The following is a 14,748-nucleotide window of genomic DNA, read 5'->3' as shown; positions in this document are numbered from 1 at the left end:
AGCTTATATTCAAAATATTACTTTTTGTATTTAACGGGCTGCCGGGAGTCGCCGCTCTGCGCGGCTTCTCACTTCCGCCGGTAGCTCAGCCTGCCGCCCTTAATCGTGGCGTCCACCCGGCCGTACAGGGTCAGCCCGTGGTACGGGCAGTTGCGGCTTTTCGAGTGCAGGGCCTCCCGGTCCACCGTGAAGGGGGTGTCCAGCTCCACCAGGGTCAGATCCGCGTCCGCGCCCACCTCCACCCGGCCCTTGCCCGCAAGGCCCAGAATGGCCGCGGGGAAGCGGCTCATCAGCGCCGCCAGGTAATAAAGCTCCAGCCCCTCCTGCCGGCACAGCTTTGTGTAGCACACCGCAAAGGCGGTTTCCAGCCCCACCATGCCCGCCGCGCCCTTTGCCTTGTCCTCGTCCGAGTGGGGGGCGTGGTCGGTGGCAATCGCGTCCACCGTGCCGGCGCGGATGGCCTCCACCAAAGCGGCCACGTCCGCCGCCTGCCGGATGGGCGGGTTCACCCGGTACTCCGTGCCCGCAAACCACAAATGGTGGGGCGTCACCTCGCAGGTCACCGGCACGCCCCGCCGCTTTGCCCGGCCGATGGCCTCCACGGCCTCCCTGGTGCTCACATGGCACAGGTGCAGCCGTGCGCCGTAGTATTCGCACAAATGCAGGTTGCGCACCGTTTCCAGGTTCTCGGCCAGCCGGTAGTCCCAGGGCGAGATGTCCATGTCCTCGGCGTGGCTCATAATGGTCAGGCCCCGCTCGGCCGCAATGGCGAAGGCCCTGGCCATCACCGCGCCGCTCTGCACGCCCTTGCCGTCCTCGGTGATGAATTTCAGGTCCTCCGGCAGGGTCTTCAGGTGATCCAGGGTGTGCCCGTCGAACTGTTCGGTAATGGAAACGGTCTGGTTCGCCTCCACAAGGCCCACCCGCGCCGCCTCGGCCATCACCGCGTGGGCCTGCTCTGCGCCCGAGCACACGGGCTTTGTGTTGGGCATCAGGTTCACAAAGGTGTAGCCCCCCGCCGCCGCCGCCGCCGACCCTGTGGCAATGTCCTCCTTATACTCAAAGCCCGGCGTGCGCCAGTGGCAGTGCAGATCAATGAACCCTGGCAGCAGCGTGCGGCCCCCGGCCTCCAGCACCTCCTCGCCCTCTGCGGGCAGTTCCAGCCCAATAGCGGCAATTTTTCCCTGCCGCAAAAGCAGGTCCGCCGTCTGGCCGTTTTCCAGCTTCGCGCCGCGGATCAGCATAACGCGCTCCCCCTTTTTGATGGAATTTTGGGTAAAAAAAAACTTTTCCCGCAAAAGGAAAAGTCAAATGGGAATACTGAAATTGGGAACGCCCGGCAATGCGGCCAGGCCACGGGGCCAAAAACAGCGGTGCGTCATGCCTGCATTCCCCTTTCCCTTACAAATCGTCTGATTTTATCACACTTGCCGCCGCCCTGTCAAGGGTCCGCCCCTTGCGCGTCGGGCCCGGCGCGGGGTATACTGGCCATACCCGGCAAAACGAAATATTTCCCCCTCCTCGGAACGTCTGTAGTTTCAGAATCTGTTTATTTAAAAGGAGTAGCTGCCCATGAAACGCGTTTTCCTGCTTGCCCTCACCCTTTGCCTGCTGCTGGCAGGCTGCGGCGCGGCCCCGGCCCCGTCCTCCGCGCCCGCCCCGGCCCCCGAACCGGCCTCCCAGCCCGCCGAGCCCGCCTGGGCAAAGCCCGAACCCACCCCCGCACCCACCCCCGACCAGGAAGAGGCCTGGGCCCAGGCAGGCGTGGAATTTATGGATTGGCTGGCCGCCCAGCCCGGCTTCGAGGGCTTTAACGCCCAGGTGCAGGAGGGCTTTCCCTACCTTGTGTGCGTCAACCGCGCCTCCAGCTGCACCACCGTCTACACGGCCGACGGGGCGGGCCGCTACACCCGGCCCTACGCCGCCTTTGTGTGCAGCGGCGGGCCCGACACCCCCACCGGCGTGTTCAACACCCCGGTCAGCTATTCCTGGCGGCTGCTCTCCGGCCCCTGCTACGGCCAGTACGCCACCCGCATCAACGGGCCCTACCTGTTCCACTCGGTGCCCTACTACACCCAGCACAAAGACGATTTGGAATACGACGAGTTCAACAAGCTGGGCACCCCGGCCTCGCTGGGCTGCATCCGCCTTGCCATTGCCGACGTTCGCTGGATCTACGAAAACTGCCCCATCGGCACGCCGGTGGTCATTTACGACGACGCGCAGAACCCCGGCCCCCTGGGCCTGCCCGACACCCTGCAGATCGACCCCAAAAACGAAACCCTGCGCGGCTGGGACCCCACCGACCCGGACCCCGCAAACCCCTGGGGCACCGAATACCTGGACGGCACGGCCATCCGCACCGCCGCCGCCAAAGCAGATTGGGAGGCCTTCCGCGCCAGCGACGCCTTTACCCAAAACCTCACCCCCACCGACCTGCGGGGCTCCAGCCACGACAGCGCCATCGAGGGCACCCGCGGCTGATCCTTTCAATATCCAGGCGGCGGCTCTGCTTCTGATTTGATTGTTGACTTAAAGCGCTGTATGTGTTAAAGTTTGGTTAGATGCTGGTTAGATGGTTAGATATTGGTTAGATAGTGGTTAGATGCGTCGGCAAATTGTACGGGGGCGTGGTCAATGTTATTTCAGGAAAGTGAAACGTTGGAACTGAAGCGGCAGGTCGTTGACGAAATTAAAAAGGAAATCCTTGCCTTCGCAAATACAAACGGCGGTGCAATTTATGTGGGCATTGCGGATGACGGTACGGTGCTTGGCTTGGAAAACGTCGATTTTTCAATGCAGCAGATCATGAACATGGTCCGCGATTCCATCAAGCCGGACGTTACAATGTTCCTTCACTGCCAGGCTGAACAGGCGCAGGGGAAAAGCATTTTGCGGGTGGACGTTCAGCGGGGGACCGATCGGCCTTATTATTTGGCCCGCAAAGGAATTCGCCCGGAAGGCATTTTTGTAAGGCAGGGCACTTCTTCCGTTCCCGCCTCAGACGCTGCAATCCGCCGCATGATCAAAGAAACCGATGGCGACAGCTACGAGCAGATGCGTTCTCTGGAACAGGGCCTTTCCTTCAAAACGGCAGCGGCTGTGTTCCAGCAAAACGGCTTGGGTTTTGCCCCGCAGCAAATGCGCACTTTGGGGATCCTGAACAGCGACGGTATTTATTCAAACCTTGGCCTTCTTCTCTCTGACCAGTGCCCCCACACCATCAAACTTGCCACTTTTCAGGGGGTTGGCCAAAGCACCTTTAAAGATCGGCGCGAGGTTGGCGGCTCTTTGCTGAAACAATTGAGCGATGCCTACGATTATATCGACCTGCACAACCAGACCCATGCGCGGTTTGAAAAACTGCTTCGCATTGATGCCCGGGATTATCCGCTTGAAGCGATCCGCGAATGCCTTTTAAATTGCATCGTTCATCGGGATTATTCGTTTGCCGCCAGCACGCTGATCAGCTTATACGACGATCGGCTGGAATTTGTTTCCGTCGGCGGCTTACCCCGGGGGATTACCCTTGCCGACATCGAATTGGGTATTTCCGTGTGCAGGAACTCCAATCTGGCAAATATATTTTATCGCTTGCGGCTCATCGAGGCCTACGGAACCGGCATCAAAAAAACAATGGCCGCCTATGAACATTCGCCGCAAAAGCCTTCCATTCACGTTTCCAACAATGCATTCAAGATCGTGCTTCCAAATCTGAATGACACACCGGAGCTTGAGCCGCTCTCTGGCTTGACTCAAACGGAGGAAAAGATTTTGCGGGCGGCAAAAAGGCCCGATGGTGTAAGCCGTAAAGAACTGCAAGAACTTTTGGGCTTATCCCAAAGCGCGGTGGGAAGATTCCTGCGGGAACTGACTGGAGGCGGGCTGTTGATTCCGCGCGGAAAAGCCGCCAAAACACGATATTTTCTTCCAGAATAAAAAATAGCCACAGCGCAGCGAAGGCTATTTTTTTGCACATGCGCGCCGGTTGCCCCGCAGGGGCGAGGCGCGGGTGCTTTAAGATAAGCTTTTTATTGCGAAGCAATAAAAAATAGCCGCAGCGCAAGCGAAGGCTGTTTTTTTGGCCAGGTGTTTCGGTTGCCCCGCAGGGGCGAGAAATGCGGCCGATTGAAATAAGCTTTTTATTGCGAAGCAATAAAAAATCTTTTATGCTCTTTTGGGTGGCAGGACCTCCGGTTTTGAACAAAAAGCGCCCCCGGCTGTGGAAAACCCACCGCCGGGGGCGCGCCTTGCTTTATTCTCCGCCAAAGAAGTTGTCGATCACCTCGTACAGGTGGCAGGGTTCCAAATTGCCCTCGTTGCACATGTTCGCCATGCGCACCATCATAACCATGTCCATGGTCACGTCGTTCAGCCGGAACAGCTCAAAGCCGTCCGCGATCACCTGCAGGCCGTAGGTGGGGTAGAACTTTTTGCTGCCCCGCGCCCGGGTCACCTGTGCCAGCGGCAGATACTGGAACGTGTGCTTCGCCTTTGGCGCTTCATTCACCGCCGCCGTCATGGTCACACCAAATACTCGCCGCTATATACCGTGTCGCCTTCTAAATAGGCTCCACCTTTTGTGGTATAAACTCTAAATACTATTTTAGCTCTATAACTACCAGCGGAAAGATTAACGGATGTGGATGCACTGGCAAGTTTATAACCTTCATCACTAGTCACTACTGATGTATCTTTCCATCCACTATTGTACTTTTGTAAAGTCACATTAATGGTAACATAGTGGTTCGAGTTATAAAGTACTACTCCCCCACTAAGCTCTTTGGAATCTACACCACCTGTTACTACACTTACGTTGCTCCATCTCGTTTTTGGATATAAAATTTCGCCAAAGTCAGCGTAAGCGCTGAGACCGAGGCCGAGTGCCAGCACCATACAGAGTACCAGAGCAATCAATTTTTTCGCGTGTTTCATGATAGGGGATTCCTCCTTAAAAAGTGTTGATACTCATAAATGGCACTTTTTCGACTAAATATAACATATTAATTTATATTTTTTACGTTTTCTGTTATTTTTACTAGTTCTTCTGTTGTAATTTGTCCATCTATAACAAAACCATCATTCTCATTTTGAATTACGATAAACTTTCTTCTATTATCTTCACTTGTATAAATTATTTTTTCTTCTCCTAAAACCTTTACCTCAACTTTTTCTAGCCCTTCCGTATTCGGAAAACTATACTTTCCTTTTTCAAATGCAGTAAAGCTTACTATTTGATGAGTCGAAACATTTAATAGTGTTATAGTGTGCAACCCATTTTTATCAAATACTTCTTCAATATGAAATCCCTGGGGCGCCCACGTGGGATAATACTCGCTCTCCCAGCCCTCGGGCTTTTCCAGCACCACGCCGTCGTCCACACGCACCTGGCTGTATCGGTCGTAGTCCTGGCTGAACAGGTTCGCCAGCGCCTTGGGGTTGGCGATGGCGGTACCCACCCCGGCGCACAGCAGCACAACAATCGCCGCGGCCATGACCACAAGCTTTCTCCAGTGCACCAGCCTGCGTTTGGGCGGCCGGCGCAGCTCGCCCGTCACCTTTTTCATCCAGGCCTCGTCCGGCGGAACATACTCGTCCGAGCGCAGAAAGGCCTCGTACTCCTTGTCCTCCTGCTCCTGGCCGGCAAGCGCCGCAAATTTCAGCAGCCGTTCCTCCCGTTCCCGCTCCAATTCATCGTTCATGGGCCATTTCCTCCTCCCGGATCAGTCTGCGCAAAAACTCCACCGTCCGCTTTTGTATCATGGGCAGCGAAGTAACCTTTACTCCCAGCGCCTCGGCCAATTCTTCCTTGCCGAAGCCGTGGATGTACTTCAACATCAAAAATTCGTAATAGCGCTCGGGCAGCTGGGGCACCGCCCACTCCAGCAGGTCCAGCCGCTCATGCTCCCGCAGCGCGTCGTCCGGGTCGTACCCGCGCCACCCGTCCAGATCCCGCTTTAGCTTTTCCAGCTTCTCCGCCTCGCGCTTGCCCTTCTTGCAGTTGTTGTAGTGCAGCTTGCGCAGGATGCCCACCACGTAATACCGCAGGTGCTCGTCGTCCAGCCCGCAGACCGTGGGGTTCCCCTTGTCCAGCGATTTTATCAATTCCAGCATGGCGTTCTGAACCAGATCCTCGGCGGCGGGCTTATCAAGGGTCATCTTCATCGCCCTGTTGTAAAACATTTTACCATGGGCGGCAAACAGATCCGCAACTTTTTCGTTATGCCGCCTGGAAAGTACGAATAATGCCATCCACTCTTCCCCTTCATTTCAGGGCCTGTACTATTAAAGTCACAGGTCATATGCGAAATTTGTTAGTCCCTGTCGATTTTAACCCATATCCCATATTTTTCATATACTATTTATAAAAAAATACACAAACAATCAATCACAATTCCTTTTATTTAAGCATATTTGTAAAATAATGTAATAATTTGGCGCATTTTCATTTTTCCCCCGGTCACAAACCCCTTTTTCGGGCAATCAAAAGGGCGGCCCGCCCACCGGCGCGCCGCCCTTTTTCCTTCGCTCTAATCCTTGCGCCAGGCCAAAAACAGCCCGCCGCAGGCACATTCCCCTTCGGTCACAACATGCTCCCCGCCCGGGCTTTGCAGGGTGGCACCGCCCACCTGCCAAACGCCCTGGGGCAAAAACACCCGCCGCGGCCCGCCCCCCTTTTTGGTCAGCGGCGCCGCCAGCAGCCGGTCCCCCAGCATGAACTGGTCGTTTATCGCCCCGCACCCCTGGCCGGGGAACACGTATTCCAGCGGCCGCAGCATGGGCTCGCCCGTGGCCGCGCAGGTGTCCAGCGTTTCCAGCAAATAGTCCCGCCAGGCCGCCCGCACCGCCGCAGCCGCCTTTACCCCGGCCAGTGCCTTTGGCCCCAGCACCCGCCAGGGCGCGGCCGAAAACTGCATCACCGGCATCAGGCAGGCCGCCTCGGCCCAGCGCACAAACAATTCCTCGTCCACCGCGCCCTGCTGCAAAAAGCTCTGGTATTCGCCCCCGCCAATCATGTCCGGGCATACGTAGGGGTGCCCGGTCAGCGAGGCGGTCAGCGCGCAGGGCGTCAGCGCCGCAAGGCCCCGCCCGTCCCAGGTGGGGTGCTTGTCGCACAGGCGCTGCATCAGGGGCAGCCCCCCGGCCCGCCAGGCGGCGCGGAACTCGTTCAGCGGCCAGGCCGCGCCAAAGCGGGCCCACGCGGCGCATTGTGCGTCGCCGTTCTCGGGGTAGTACACCGGGTCGCCCGCGTCCAGCTTAAAGCCGTCCACCCCCAAGGCTTCCAGTTGCCGGAACTGGGCCCGCAGCCAATCCGCCGCCCCGGGGTTTTGCAGGTCCAAGGCGGCCGACCAGCCGTTCCACCAGTGGGCAATGTGCGCCTCGTCCCCGCTGTTTTTTACCAAAAACCCTCTTTGCTCCAGCTCCCGGTACTCCTGCGTGTCCGGCGTGATAAAGGGGCAGGCCCACACCATCACCGCAAAGCCCAGCGCGTGCAGCTCGGCCAGCATGGCCGCCGGGTCCGCAAACTTTTCCCGGTCAAACCGCCAGCGGCCGTAATAGGGCGACCAGCCGTCGTCGATCATCAGCACCCCGGGCGTAAAGCCGTTTTCCAGAATGCCCCTTGCATAGGCCAGCACCCCGGCCTGGGTCTGGTTAAAGGTCAGTTCAATCCAGGTGTTGTACACCGGGGCGGTAAAAAACCGCCGGTCCGGCGCGCCCTGCGGCGGGAAATGCCGCCCCATGGCCGCCAGGTATGCCCCCCGCAGGGTGGGCTCTGCCGCTTCGCCCCGCTCCACCCCCTCCGGGCACAGGATGCGCCCGCCCTCAAAGCGGGCGGTAAAGCCCCCGTCCGCCCAAAGCCACCGCCCCCTGTCCGAAAGCAGCAGCGGCATGCACTGGTTGGGGGTGGGGTTTTGTTCCAGCTGGGCGGTGCACCGGCTGGCGGCGGTGTAGGGTTGGTCCACCCCGCCGCACACCGCGCCGCCCCACCAGGCTTCGCCGGGCAAAAATTCAATCTGCATCGCGTTCACCTCTCCAAAAAAGCCGGGCGGGCCAAAGCCCGCCCGGCAAATCGTTTGCTGCGCCGCCTTGCGGCGCCGTCCGTTTTATACCACCTTGAGCACCAGGCTGTTCATCCGGTCGGCGTTCGCGTCGCCCGCCGCCCGCGCGGTCACGGTGATGTAGGTCCCCGCGGGCACTGTTTCGCTCACGGTCAGCACCCCGTCCGCGCCCAGGGTTGCGCCCTCCACGCGCACGGCCTCCCGGCCGGTGTGGTCGGCCGAAAGCTGGTAGCTCACCGCCGCCTGCATGGGCATGTGGTACTGGTCGTACACCTGGGCGCTCAGGTCCAGCTGCGCGCCGCGCTGCACGGTGTCCGGCCGGCTGTTGAACAGCACCCGTTCCGCCGCCGGGGCCGCGGTGGAAAGCTTGATGTGCTTTACCTCCCGCACCTTGTCGTTCACATAGGCGGTCACAAACAGGTCCTGGTTCACCGCCGCGCCCGCCTGCACGGCGATCACGCCGGTGGCCGGGTCAATGCTCACGCCGCTGGGCTTCACCGCCGCCGCGGTGGTGGGGTTATAGCCCTGCACGTCCTTGGAAAAGCGCCAGGTCACGCCCGCCTCGAAGGGCTGGTCAAACTGATCCAGCACCTGGGCGGTCATGGGGTAGCTGGCCGCGCCGCTCTCGGGAACCCTCAGGTAGCTGGGGCTGTCGTAGCCGTTCAGCACCACCGAGGTGGCCCTGGGCGCTTCGTCCTTTTTGTACACGCGGAAGTAGTCGATCACGGCGTCCTTGGGGTAGATGCCCCGGTCCACGCCCATGCCCGCCGAGCCGTCCAGCTTGCCCGGATACAGGCTGAAAATGGTCATCATGCGGTAATTGGGCGAGCGGTTGGTGCTCTGCACCAGCCTGCCGTCCAGGTAGAACTTGGTGCCGTTTTCGTCCCACTCAAAGCCGTAGGTGTGGAACTCGTTGATGGCATTGTTCTGGATGTTGGTGCCCGGCACCCACAAATACGCCAGATCCTGGCTGCCGTTGGGGTGGATCACCGGCCGCCACAGGTTCGTTTTGTATCCGCCGTAGGGGTGGTAGGCGTCGGTGGTCTGCTCAATAATATCGAACTCGGCGGTCTCGTTGCTGTATTTGCCGTCCGGGTACTGCCCGCCGCCGGAAAGGGCGGCGGTGGGGTGCTGGTCGTCCTGCGTGCCGATCATCCACCAGGCAAAATGGCTGCCGTCCTTGGTGTCGGGCAGGCGCATGCGCACCTCAAAATAGCCGTACTTGGTGGCGAACCCGTCAAAGGTGGGCAGCTCGCGGCTGCCGGTCACAGTGCCGAACCGGTGCAGGTGCTGGCGCTCAAAAGTCTGGATGCCGCTCACCCGCTGGTTCGCGTCCTGGCTGCACCACTGCGCAAGGTCCGGCGGCGCGGTCAGGATCAGGTTTCCGTCGTCCACAAAATAGTGCCCCTGCGCCAGCTCGTCCGTGGTCCAGCTGCGCAGGTAATAGCCGCTCCATTTGCGCGGGTCGGGGCCCTCGCCCTCAAATTCCTCGTTGTAAAACAGCACCCAGCCGTCCTTTTCCAGGGGCGGGGCGGGGGTGTCCCGCAGGGCGTTGTTCTTCACCACCTCCACCTGGGTCTCGGCAAAGGTGTCCGGGTTCGCGGCGCTGGTGGCCACCACGGTCACGGTGCCGCTGGCCGCCAGCTCGCTGGTCACGTACAAAACGCCCTGCCCGTCCACCGAAACGCCCGCCACCGGCGCTTTCAGCGAATAGAGCACCCCGCCCTCCTGCTTTTCGCCCTGCTCGTTGAACAGCGCGGCGGTCACGTTGCGGCGGGTCTTTCCGCTGGCGGGGGCGGTCACCGCCTCCTGCCCGGTCAGCGATACCGTGGTAAAGGCGATGTAGGGCTCGCTCACGACCGGCTCCTCGCTGGTGATCGAGGCGCCGTAAAAGCCCAGGTTCGCCCAGCTCGGGTCGGTGCTGTTGTCGCTCAGGGTAAAGCGCACCACCAGCGGCTCCTCGGCCTCGGTGCCGGTGTATTGGAAGATATACCGGTAAAGCTGGGTGGTCTTTTGGCCGTTGCGCAGGGGGGCCACCTCCACCGCCGCGTCGCCCATGGCGGCCGTCACGTCAATGTTCGCGCCCGCGTAGCTGCCCGCAAAAATGGTCAGGGTGCGCTGCACCCCCGCCTTGGAGGGGGCGGTGAACACGCCGGTGCTGCCCAGGCCCGTGTAGGCGGTCAGCTTGCTGCTGCCGCTGGCGGCGGCCGTCACCGCGCCGTTTGTGTACGAGAGCTTCACGTTCGACCAGTCGGTAATGGCGCTGGCGCCGCTGTTGGGGCCGGTGCCCGCCGCGCCCTCAAAGCGCAGCCGCGCGCCGCCCATGCGGGCCTTGCTGTTGTAGCGGGGCACACTGTCCAGGTGCACCCAGTCCACCACGTCGGCGGCCGAAAAGTCCGCCGTCATGGTGGTGGCCGAGCCCTTGGCAAAGCTGTCGGCGCTTTTCAGCACAATGCCCGGCGCCGCGGGCTCGTCGCTGGGCTGCAGAATGCGCGCGCCCACAAACCCCAGCGAGGCCCACTTGGTGTCGTAGCCGTCGTCGGTCAGTTCAAAGCGCACCACCAGTGGTTCCTCGCCGGTGTAGGTAAAGGTGTATTTTGCCAGCCGTCCCGCCTTGCCGCCCGCCGTAAAGGGGGCGGCGGCCACCGCCGCTCCGCTGCGGGCCGCAGTGACCTGCACCTCCTTGGCGGCCCAGCTGCCCATGTAGATCTCCAGCGTGCGGGTCACGCCTGCCGCGCCCGGCGCGGTAAAGGTGCCGGTGCTGCCCTTGCCGGTGTAAAACCGGAAGGACGCATCGCCCGAGGCGGTGATCGGGTTTGTGCCGTCGGTATAGCTGAAGGCAAAATTCGTCCAGTCGGCAGAGGTCGAGGCGCTGCCGGTGCCCTCAAAGCGCAGCCGGTCGCCCGCCACGTTCGCCTTGCTGTTGTACGAACCGGCGGCGTTGATGTGCACCCAGTCCGCCACCTCCCGGGCCGAGGCGTTCACCGGGTTTGCCTCGCCGCCCGCGGTGGCGTAGTACACCGGCCCCTCCGCACTCACGTCCGGCGCGGGCTCTGCCGCCGGGGCGGGTTCCTCCGTGGGGGCGGGCGTGGGGTCTGCCGTTCCTTCTTCGGCGGGCACGCTTTGGGGCAGCGCCTGCCCGCTCCCGCCGGGTTCGGCGGGCGGCGGTGGGTCGGCCGGTTTCAGGGCTTCTGCGGCCTGCGGGGCCGGGGCGGCGGTGGGTTCGGCCCCCGCCGCAAAGGCCAGGGGCAGGCTGCCCAGTGCCAGGGCCAGCGCCAGGGCCAGCCCGGTGATGCGTTTCAACATACGTTTGACCTCCTTTGTATTGATCGTGGGAAGATCCGTCCAAAAACGCCCGGGCCGCGCCTTTTCAGGGCCGCCGGCCCGGGCGTGCACAAAAACCGTTGTTTATTTTGGCAAAAGCTGCGCCGGCAAGCGCTCACCCCTTCACGCTGCCCACGGCCAGGCCCTTGATGATGTGCTTTTGCATCAGCAGGAAAAAGATCACCAGCGGCATCACGCCCAGCACCATCATGGGGAACATGTCCGTCCAGTTGGTGGAAAAGCGCCCCACATTGCTGTTCACCGCCAGCAAAATGGTGTGGCTGTTCTTGGATTGCAGGAACATCAGGGGGGTCAAAAAGTCGTTCCAGATCGCAATCGAGTTCATCACCGCCAGCGTGGCGATCACCGGCCGCAGCAGCGGCACGGTCACCCGGAAAAACGCGCCCCACACGCTGCACCCGTCAATGTAGGCGGCCTCCTCGATCTCCACCGGCACGCTGGCCGAGATAAAGTTTTTCATAAACAGGATCGCCATGGGCAGGTTCACCGCAATGTCGATCAGCACCACGCTCAGGATGTTGTTCATCAGCCCCAGCGCGCGCACCAGCTTGTACTGGGTCATAATGCTCATCTGAAAGGGCACCATCATGCCCGACAGCAGCACAAAAAACATCACGGTGTTGAACCGGCTTTTGCGCCGGGCCAGCACGTAAGAGGCCATGGCCGCCAAAATCAGCATGCCGCCCAGCGCCAGCACGGTGATCACCAGCGTGTTTTTAAACACGTGAGGGTAGTCCATGCTCTGCCAGGCCTTCAGGTAGCCCTCAAAATGCCACTCGGCAGGCAGGGCCAGGGGGTGGTTGGTCGCGTCGTAGGGGGTTTTGAAGGTGGTGATGACCAGATAGTAGATGGGCAGCATCATCACAAAGGTAAGCGCAATAAACAAAACTTCGCGCACGCCCAGCCAGAAGCCCCTTTTAGCCTTGATGCTCATTGCAGGCTGTCCCCCCATTTCCCAAGATATTTTTGCTGGAACACGGTGATCGCCATCACGATCACCAGGAACACCGCGCCCATGGCGCAGGCGTAGCCGTGAAAGCCCTCGGTAAAGCCCTTTTTCATCATCAGCGACACGATGGATTCCGTCTTGCCGTTGGGCCCGCCGTTGGTGAGCGCGTAGATGATGTCGAACACCTTCAGGCCGTTGATCATGCCGGTCACCACGTTAAAGCTGATGGCCGGGAACAGCATGGGCAGCGTCACCCGCATAAACTTCTGCACGGCCGACGCGCCGTCAATGTCCGCCGCCTCGTACAGGTCGGTGGGGATGGACTGCAGGTTTGCCAGGTAGATGGTCATGGTCCAGCCGGCCCACTGCCACACGCTCACAAAAATAATGCATTTCAGCGCAATGGACGCGTCGCCCAAAAAGTTCACCTTGCCCATGCCGAAAAAGCGCAGGATCTGGTTAATCAGCCCAAAGTCCGAGGTGGAGAGCATGTAGTTCCACAAAAAGCCGATGATCAGGGTCGAGAGCACCGCCGGGAAGTACCACACCGCCCGCAAAAAGTTTTTGGTCTTGAACTTCGAGTCCAGCACCAAAGCCAGCGCAAGGCCGGCCACGCTCTGCAAAATGGTGGCGCTGATGGCGTAGATGAACGAGTTGCGAATGCCGATCAGCACGCTCTTGTCCTTGAACAGGCGGATGTAGTTGTCAAACCAGATAAAGGTCTCGCGGCCCGAGTTCAAATCGTTCCAGTTGGTAAAGCTCTTGAAAATGGTGCTGACGGCAGGGTATAAAATGAACACCCCAAAAATCAGCAGTGCCGGAAGCAAAAATGCCTCAAATTGGATCGTGGTCTTGTGTTTGCGCCAGTAAGCGCGCGCCTTTTCGGGCACAGGCGGTCACCCTTTCTCTGAAAAATAGCCGCGGCAGCGCGGGGGTTGTTTTGCCCTTTTCGGCCCCAAACCCCGGGCCCCGGGCAAAAATTTGCAAAAAGCGGCCGGCGGGCGACGATGCCCTGCCGGCCGCAATACAGGTTTAACCCAGTTTCGACATAACCTCTTCGTTCTTGGCGTCGGTGGCCTGCATCACCTCTTCCAGGGTGGTGTCGCCCGCCACAAAGCCCTGCAGCTGCTTGCCGAACTCGTCGTACACGCCGGCGTTCCACTGGCTCCACGGCGCGTAGATGTGGCCGGCCGCGAACACTTCCTTGCAGCCGTCGTACTCGGCGGGCATCTCAAACTCCACGCCCTTCACGTACGAGGAGCCGCCCTGGTTGTTCTCCCAGTAGGCCTTCTGGCCCTCGGGGCTGCTGATGAGCTCCAGCACGCTCAGCGCGGCGGCCAGCTTTTCCTCGTTGCCGCTCTCGCCCAGCTTGGAGTTCACGCCAAAGCGGATGCCGGGGCCGCCGAACAGCCAGCCGGTGTCGCCCTTGTTGCCCACATAGGGCATCATGTCGATCTTGATGTCGGGGTTTTTGCCGTAGATGGCGTCCACGTCCCACGGGCCGGAATCGAACATCGCGGCCTTGCCGGTGGCAAATTCATCCAGCGCCTGGTCGTAATCCATGCCCAGGTCCTCGGCGGTCACATAGCCCTTTTCCACCACCTCGGCCCATTTGTCCAGGTAGGGGCCCCAGCTCTCGGCCATCTTTACCTTGCCGGCGGCGTAGTCCTTGTCCCAGCTCATGCCCTCGGGCTGGCGCAAAAATTCGCCGGTCACGTAGCTCATGGCGTAGTGCATTAAGTAGTTGGGGTTCTTGATGGGGTTTGCCAGGGGCTTCACGCCCTCGGCCGCGATCTTGTCGCACAGCTCCAGCCACTCGTCGTAGGTCTTGGGGATGGTCCAGCCGTGCTCCTCGAACATGCCCTTGTTGTAGAAGTAGCCGCCGAACCAGGACGGGCCGGGGATCACGTAGGAGCGGCCGTCCACGGCCAGCTCGTTCAAAACGGATTCCTGGTAGTTCTGCATAAAGGGCTGGTCGGTGATGTCCAGCACCCAGCCGGCCTGCACCTCGGTGGGCACGTATTCCACGGCCAGGATGTCCGGCCCCTCGCCCGCGTTCATCTGGGTCTTGTACACGGTGGCAAACGAGGTGGTGTCCACAAACTCAAACTGGAAGTCCACGTTGGGCAGCTTTTCGTTGATCAGGTCGATCAGGGCCTGCATGCTCTCCTCTTTGTTCCAGTACATGAACCGCACCGGGATCTTCTCGCCGCTGGGCTGGCCGGCAGTGGACCCCGCGGGGGTGCTGGCCGTGCCCGGCGTCTGGCTGGGGCTGCCGCCGCAGCCTGCCAGCAGGCCAAGGCAAAGCGCCGCGGCACTCAGCATCGCTACGAACTTCTTCATAAAATTTCCTCCTTAAAAAACGCGTTGTGGCGCGCCGCCTTTGCTGTGGGC

The 14,748-nt window shown here is 60.5% G+C and carries 12 protein-coding genes; 2 read left to right on the top strand and 10 right to left on the bottom strand.

From position 1 onward, the window contains the following. Positions 1–68: 68 nt before the first annotated feature. Positions 69–1,244, bottom strand: coding sequence for a dihydroorotase (locus ACMLHZ_RS06585; protein ID WP_418666973.1), 1,176 nt, complete (start codon positions 1,242–1,244; stop codon positions 69–71). Positions 1,245–1,572: 328 nt separating this feature from the next. On the opposite strand from ACMLHZ_RS06585, the gene ACMLHZ_RS06580 reads away from it, so the two are divergent. Next, the gene (locus ACMLHZ_RS06580) at positions 1,573–2,484 is read left to right on the top strand and encodes a L,D-transpeptidase (protein ID WP_418666972.1); all 912 of its coding nucleotides are present in this window, start codon (positions 1,573–1,575) and stop codon (positions 2,482–2,484) included. A 153-nt stretch (positions 2,485–2,637) separates the two neighbouring features. Continuing rightward, a complete protein-coding gene (locus ACMLHZ_RS06575; RefSeq protein ID WP_418666971.1) occupies positions 2,638–3,939 on the top strand; it encodes an RNA-binding domain-containing protein in 1,302 nt (433 codons plus the stop codon). A gap of 316 nt (positions 3,940–4,255) precedes the next feature. On the opposite strand, the gene ACMLHZ_RS06570 is transcribed toward ACMLHZ_RS06575, so the two are convergent. The 9 genes from ACMLHZ_RS06570 to ACMLHZ_RS06530 form a co-directional block, all read right to left on the bottom strand. Beyond that, positions 4,256–4,522 (bottom strand): DUF6514 family protein, encoded by a 267-nt coding sequence (locus ACMLHZ_RS06570; protein ID WP_418667048.1) that lies wholly within the window; start codon positions 4,520–4,522, stop codon positions 4,256–4,258. A 2-nt stretch (positions 4,523–4,524) separates the two neighbouring features. Then, positions 4,525–4,935, bottom strand: a complete 411-nt coding sequence (locus tag ACMLHZ_RS06565; RefSeq protein WP_418666970.1) for a hypothetical protein — start codon at positions 4,933–4,935, stop codon at positions 4,525–4,527. Positions 4,936–5,003: 68 nt separating this feature from the next. Continuing rightward, on the bottom strand, positions 5,004–5,702 hold the full coding sequence (locus tag ACMLHZ_RS06560) for a DUF4367 domain-containing protein (RefSeq protein ID WP_418666969.1): 699 nt from the start codon (positions 5,700–5,702) through the stop codon (positions 5,004–5,006). Continuing rightward, positions 5,692–6,252 (bottom strand): RNA polymerase sigma factor, encoded by a 561-nt coding sequence (locus tag ACMLHZ_RS06555; RefSeq protein WP_418666968.1) that lies wholly within the window; start codon positions 6,250–6,252, stop codon positions 5,692–5,694. The genes ACMLHZ_RS06560 and ACMLHZ_RS06555 overlap by 11 nt, the downstream gene beginning before the upstream one ends. Before the next feature lie 278 nt (positions 6,253–6,530). Then, entirely contained in the window at positions 6,531–8,021 is a 1,491-nt protein-coding gene (locus ACMLHZ_RS06550; protein WP_418666967.1) for a glycoside hydrolase family 31 protein, read from the bottom strand. Between the two features lie 84 nt (positions 8,022–8,105). Beyond that, a complete protein-coding gene (locus tag ACMLHZ_RS06545) occupies positions 8,106–11,366 on the bottom strand; it encodes a family 16 glycosylhydrolase (protein WP_418666966.1) in 3,261 nt (1,086 codons plus the stop codon). A gap of 133 nt (positions 11,367–11,499) precedes the next feature. Beyond that, on the bottom strand, positions 11,500–12,339 hold the full coding sequence (locus ACMLHZ_RS06540) for a carbohydrate ABC transporter permease (protein WP_418666965.1): 840 nt from the start codon (positions 12,337–12,339) through the stop codon (positions 11,500–11,502). After that, positions 12,336–13,244 (bottom strand): carbohydrate ABC transporter permease, encoded by a 909-nt coding sequence (locus ACMLHZ_RS06535; RefSeq protein WP_418666964.1) that lies wholly within the window; start codon positions 13,242–13,244, stop codon positions 12,336–12,338. Before ACMLHZ_RS06535 ends, ACMLHZ_RS06540 begins: the two co-directional genes overlap by 4 nt. Positions 13,245–13,386: 142 nt before the next feature. Beyond that, the gene (locus ACMLHZ_RS06530) at positions 13,387–14,697 is read right to left on the bottom strand and encodes an ABC transporter substrate-binding protein (RefSeq protein ID WP_418666963.1); all 1,311 of its coding nucleotides are present in this window, start codon (positions 14,695–14,697) and stop codon (positions 13,387–13,389) included. Positions 14,698–14,748: the final 51 nt, after the last annotated feature.

The organism is Allofournierella sp. (assembly GCF_048388525.1).
Classification (GTDB): domain Bacteria; phylum Bacillota; class Clostridia; order Oscillospirales; family Ruminococcaceae; genus BQOK01.
This window is presented reverse-complemented; position numbering and strand designations above follow the sequence as displayed.

What these genes read in the sequence shown, in the direction of transcription:
- ACMLHZ_RS06540 (WP_418666965.1), bottom strand. Translation starts at nt 12,339, where the DNA reads ATGAGCATCAAGGCTAAAAGGGGCTTCTGGCTGGGCGTGCGCGAAGTT.
- ACMLHZ_RS06530 (WP_418666963.1), bottom strand. Translation starts at nt 14,697, where the DNA reads ATGAAGAAGTTCGTAGCGATGCTGAGTGCCGCGGCGCTTTGCCTTGGC.
- ACMLHZ_RS06575 (WP_418666971.1), top strand. Translation starts at nt 2,638, where the DNA reads ATGTTATTTCAGGAAAGTGAAACGTTGGAACTGAAGCGGCAGGTCGTT.
- ACMLHZ_RS06555 (WP_418666968.1), bottom strand. Translation starts at nt 6,252, where the DNA reads ATGGCATTATTCGTACTTTCCAGGCGGCATAACGAAAAAGTTGCGGAT.
- ACMLHZ_RS06570 (WP_418667048.1), bottom strand. Translation starts at nt 4,522, where the DNA reads ATGACGGCGGCGGTGAATGAAGCGCCAAAGGCGAAGCACACGTTCCAG.
- ACMLHZ_RS06565 (WP_418666970.1), bottom strand. Translation starts at nt 4,935, where the DNA reads ATGAAACACGCGAAAAAATTGATTGCTCTGGTACTCTGTATGGTGCTG.
- ACMLHZ_RS06545 (WP_418666966.1), bottom strand. Translation starts at nt 11,366, where the DNA reads ATGTTGAAACGCATCACCGGGCTGGCCCTGGCGCTGGCCCTGGCACTG.
- ACMLHZ_RS06560 (WP_418666969.1), bottom strand. Translation starts at nt 5,702, where the DNA reads ATGAACGATGAATTGGAGCGGGAACGGGAGGAACGGCTGCTGAAATTT.
- ACMLHZ_RS06585 (WP_418666973.1), bottom strand. Translation starts at nt 1,244, where the DNA reads ATGCTGATCCGCGGCGCGAAGCTGGAAAACGGCCAGACGGCGGACCTG.
- ACMLHZ_RS06580 (WP_418666972.1), top strand. Translation starts at nt 1,573, where the DNA reads ATGAAACGCGTTTTCCTGCTTGCCCTCACCCTTTGCCTGCTGCTGGCA.
- ACMLHZ_RS06550 (WP_418666967.1), bottom strand. Translation starts at nt 8,021, where the DNA reads ATGCAGATTGAATTTTTGCCCGGCGAAGCCTGGTGGGGCGGCGCGGTG.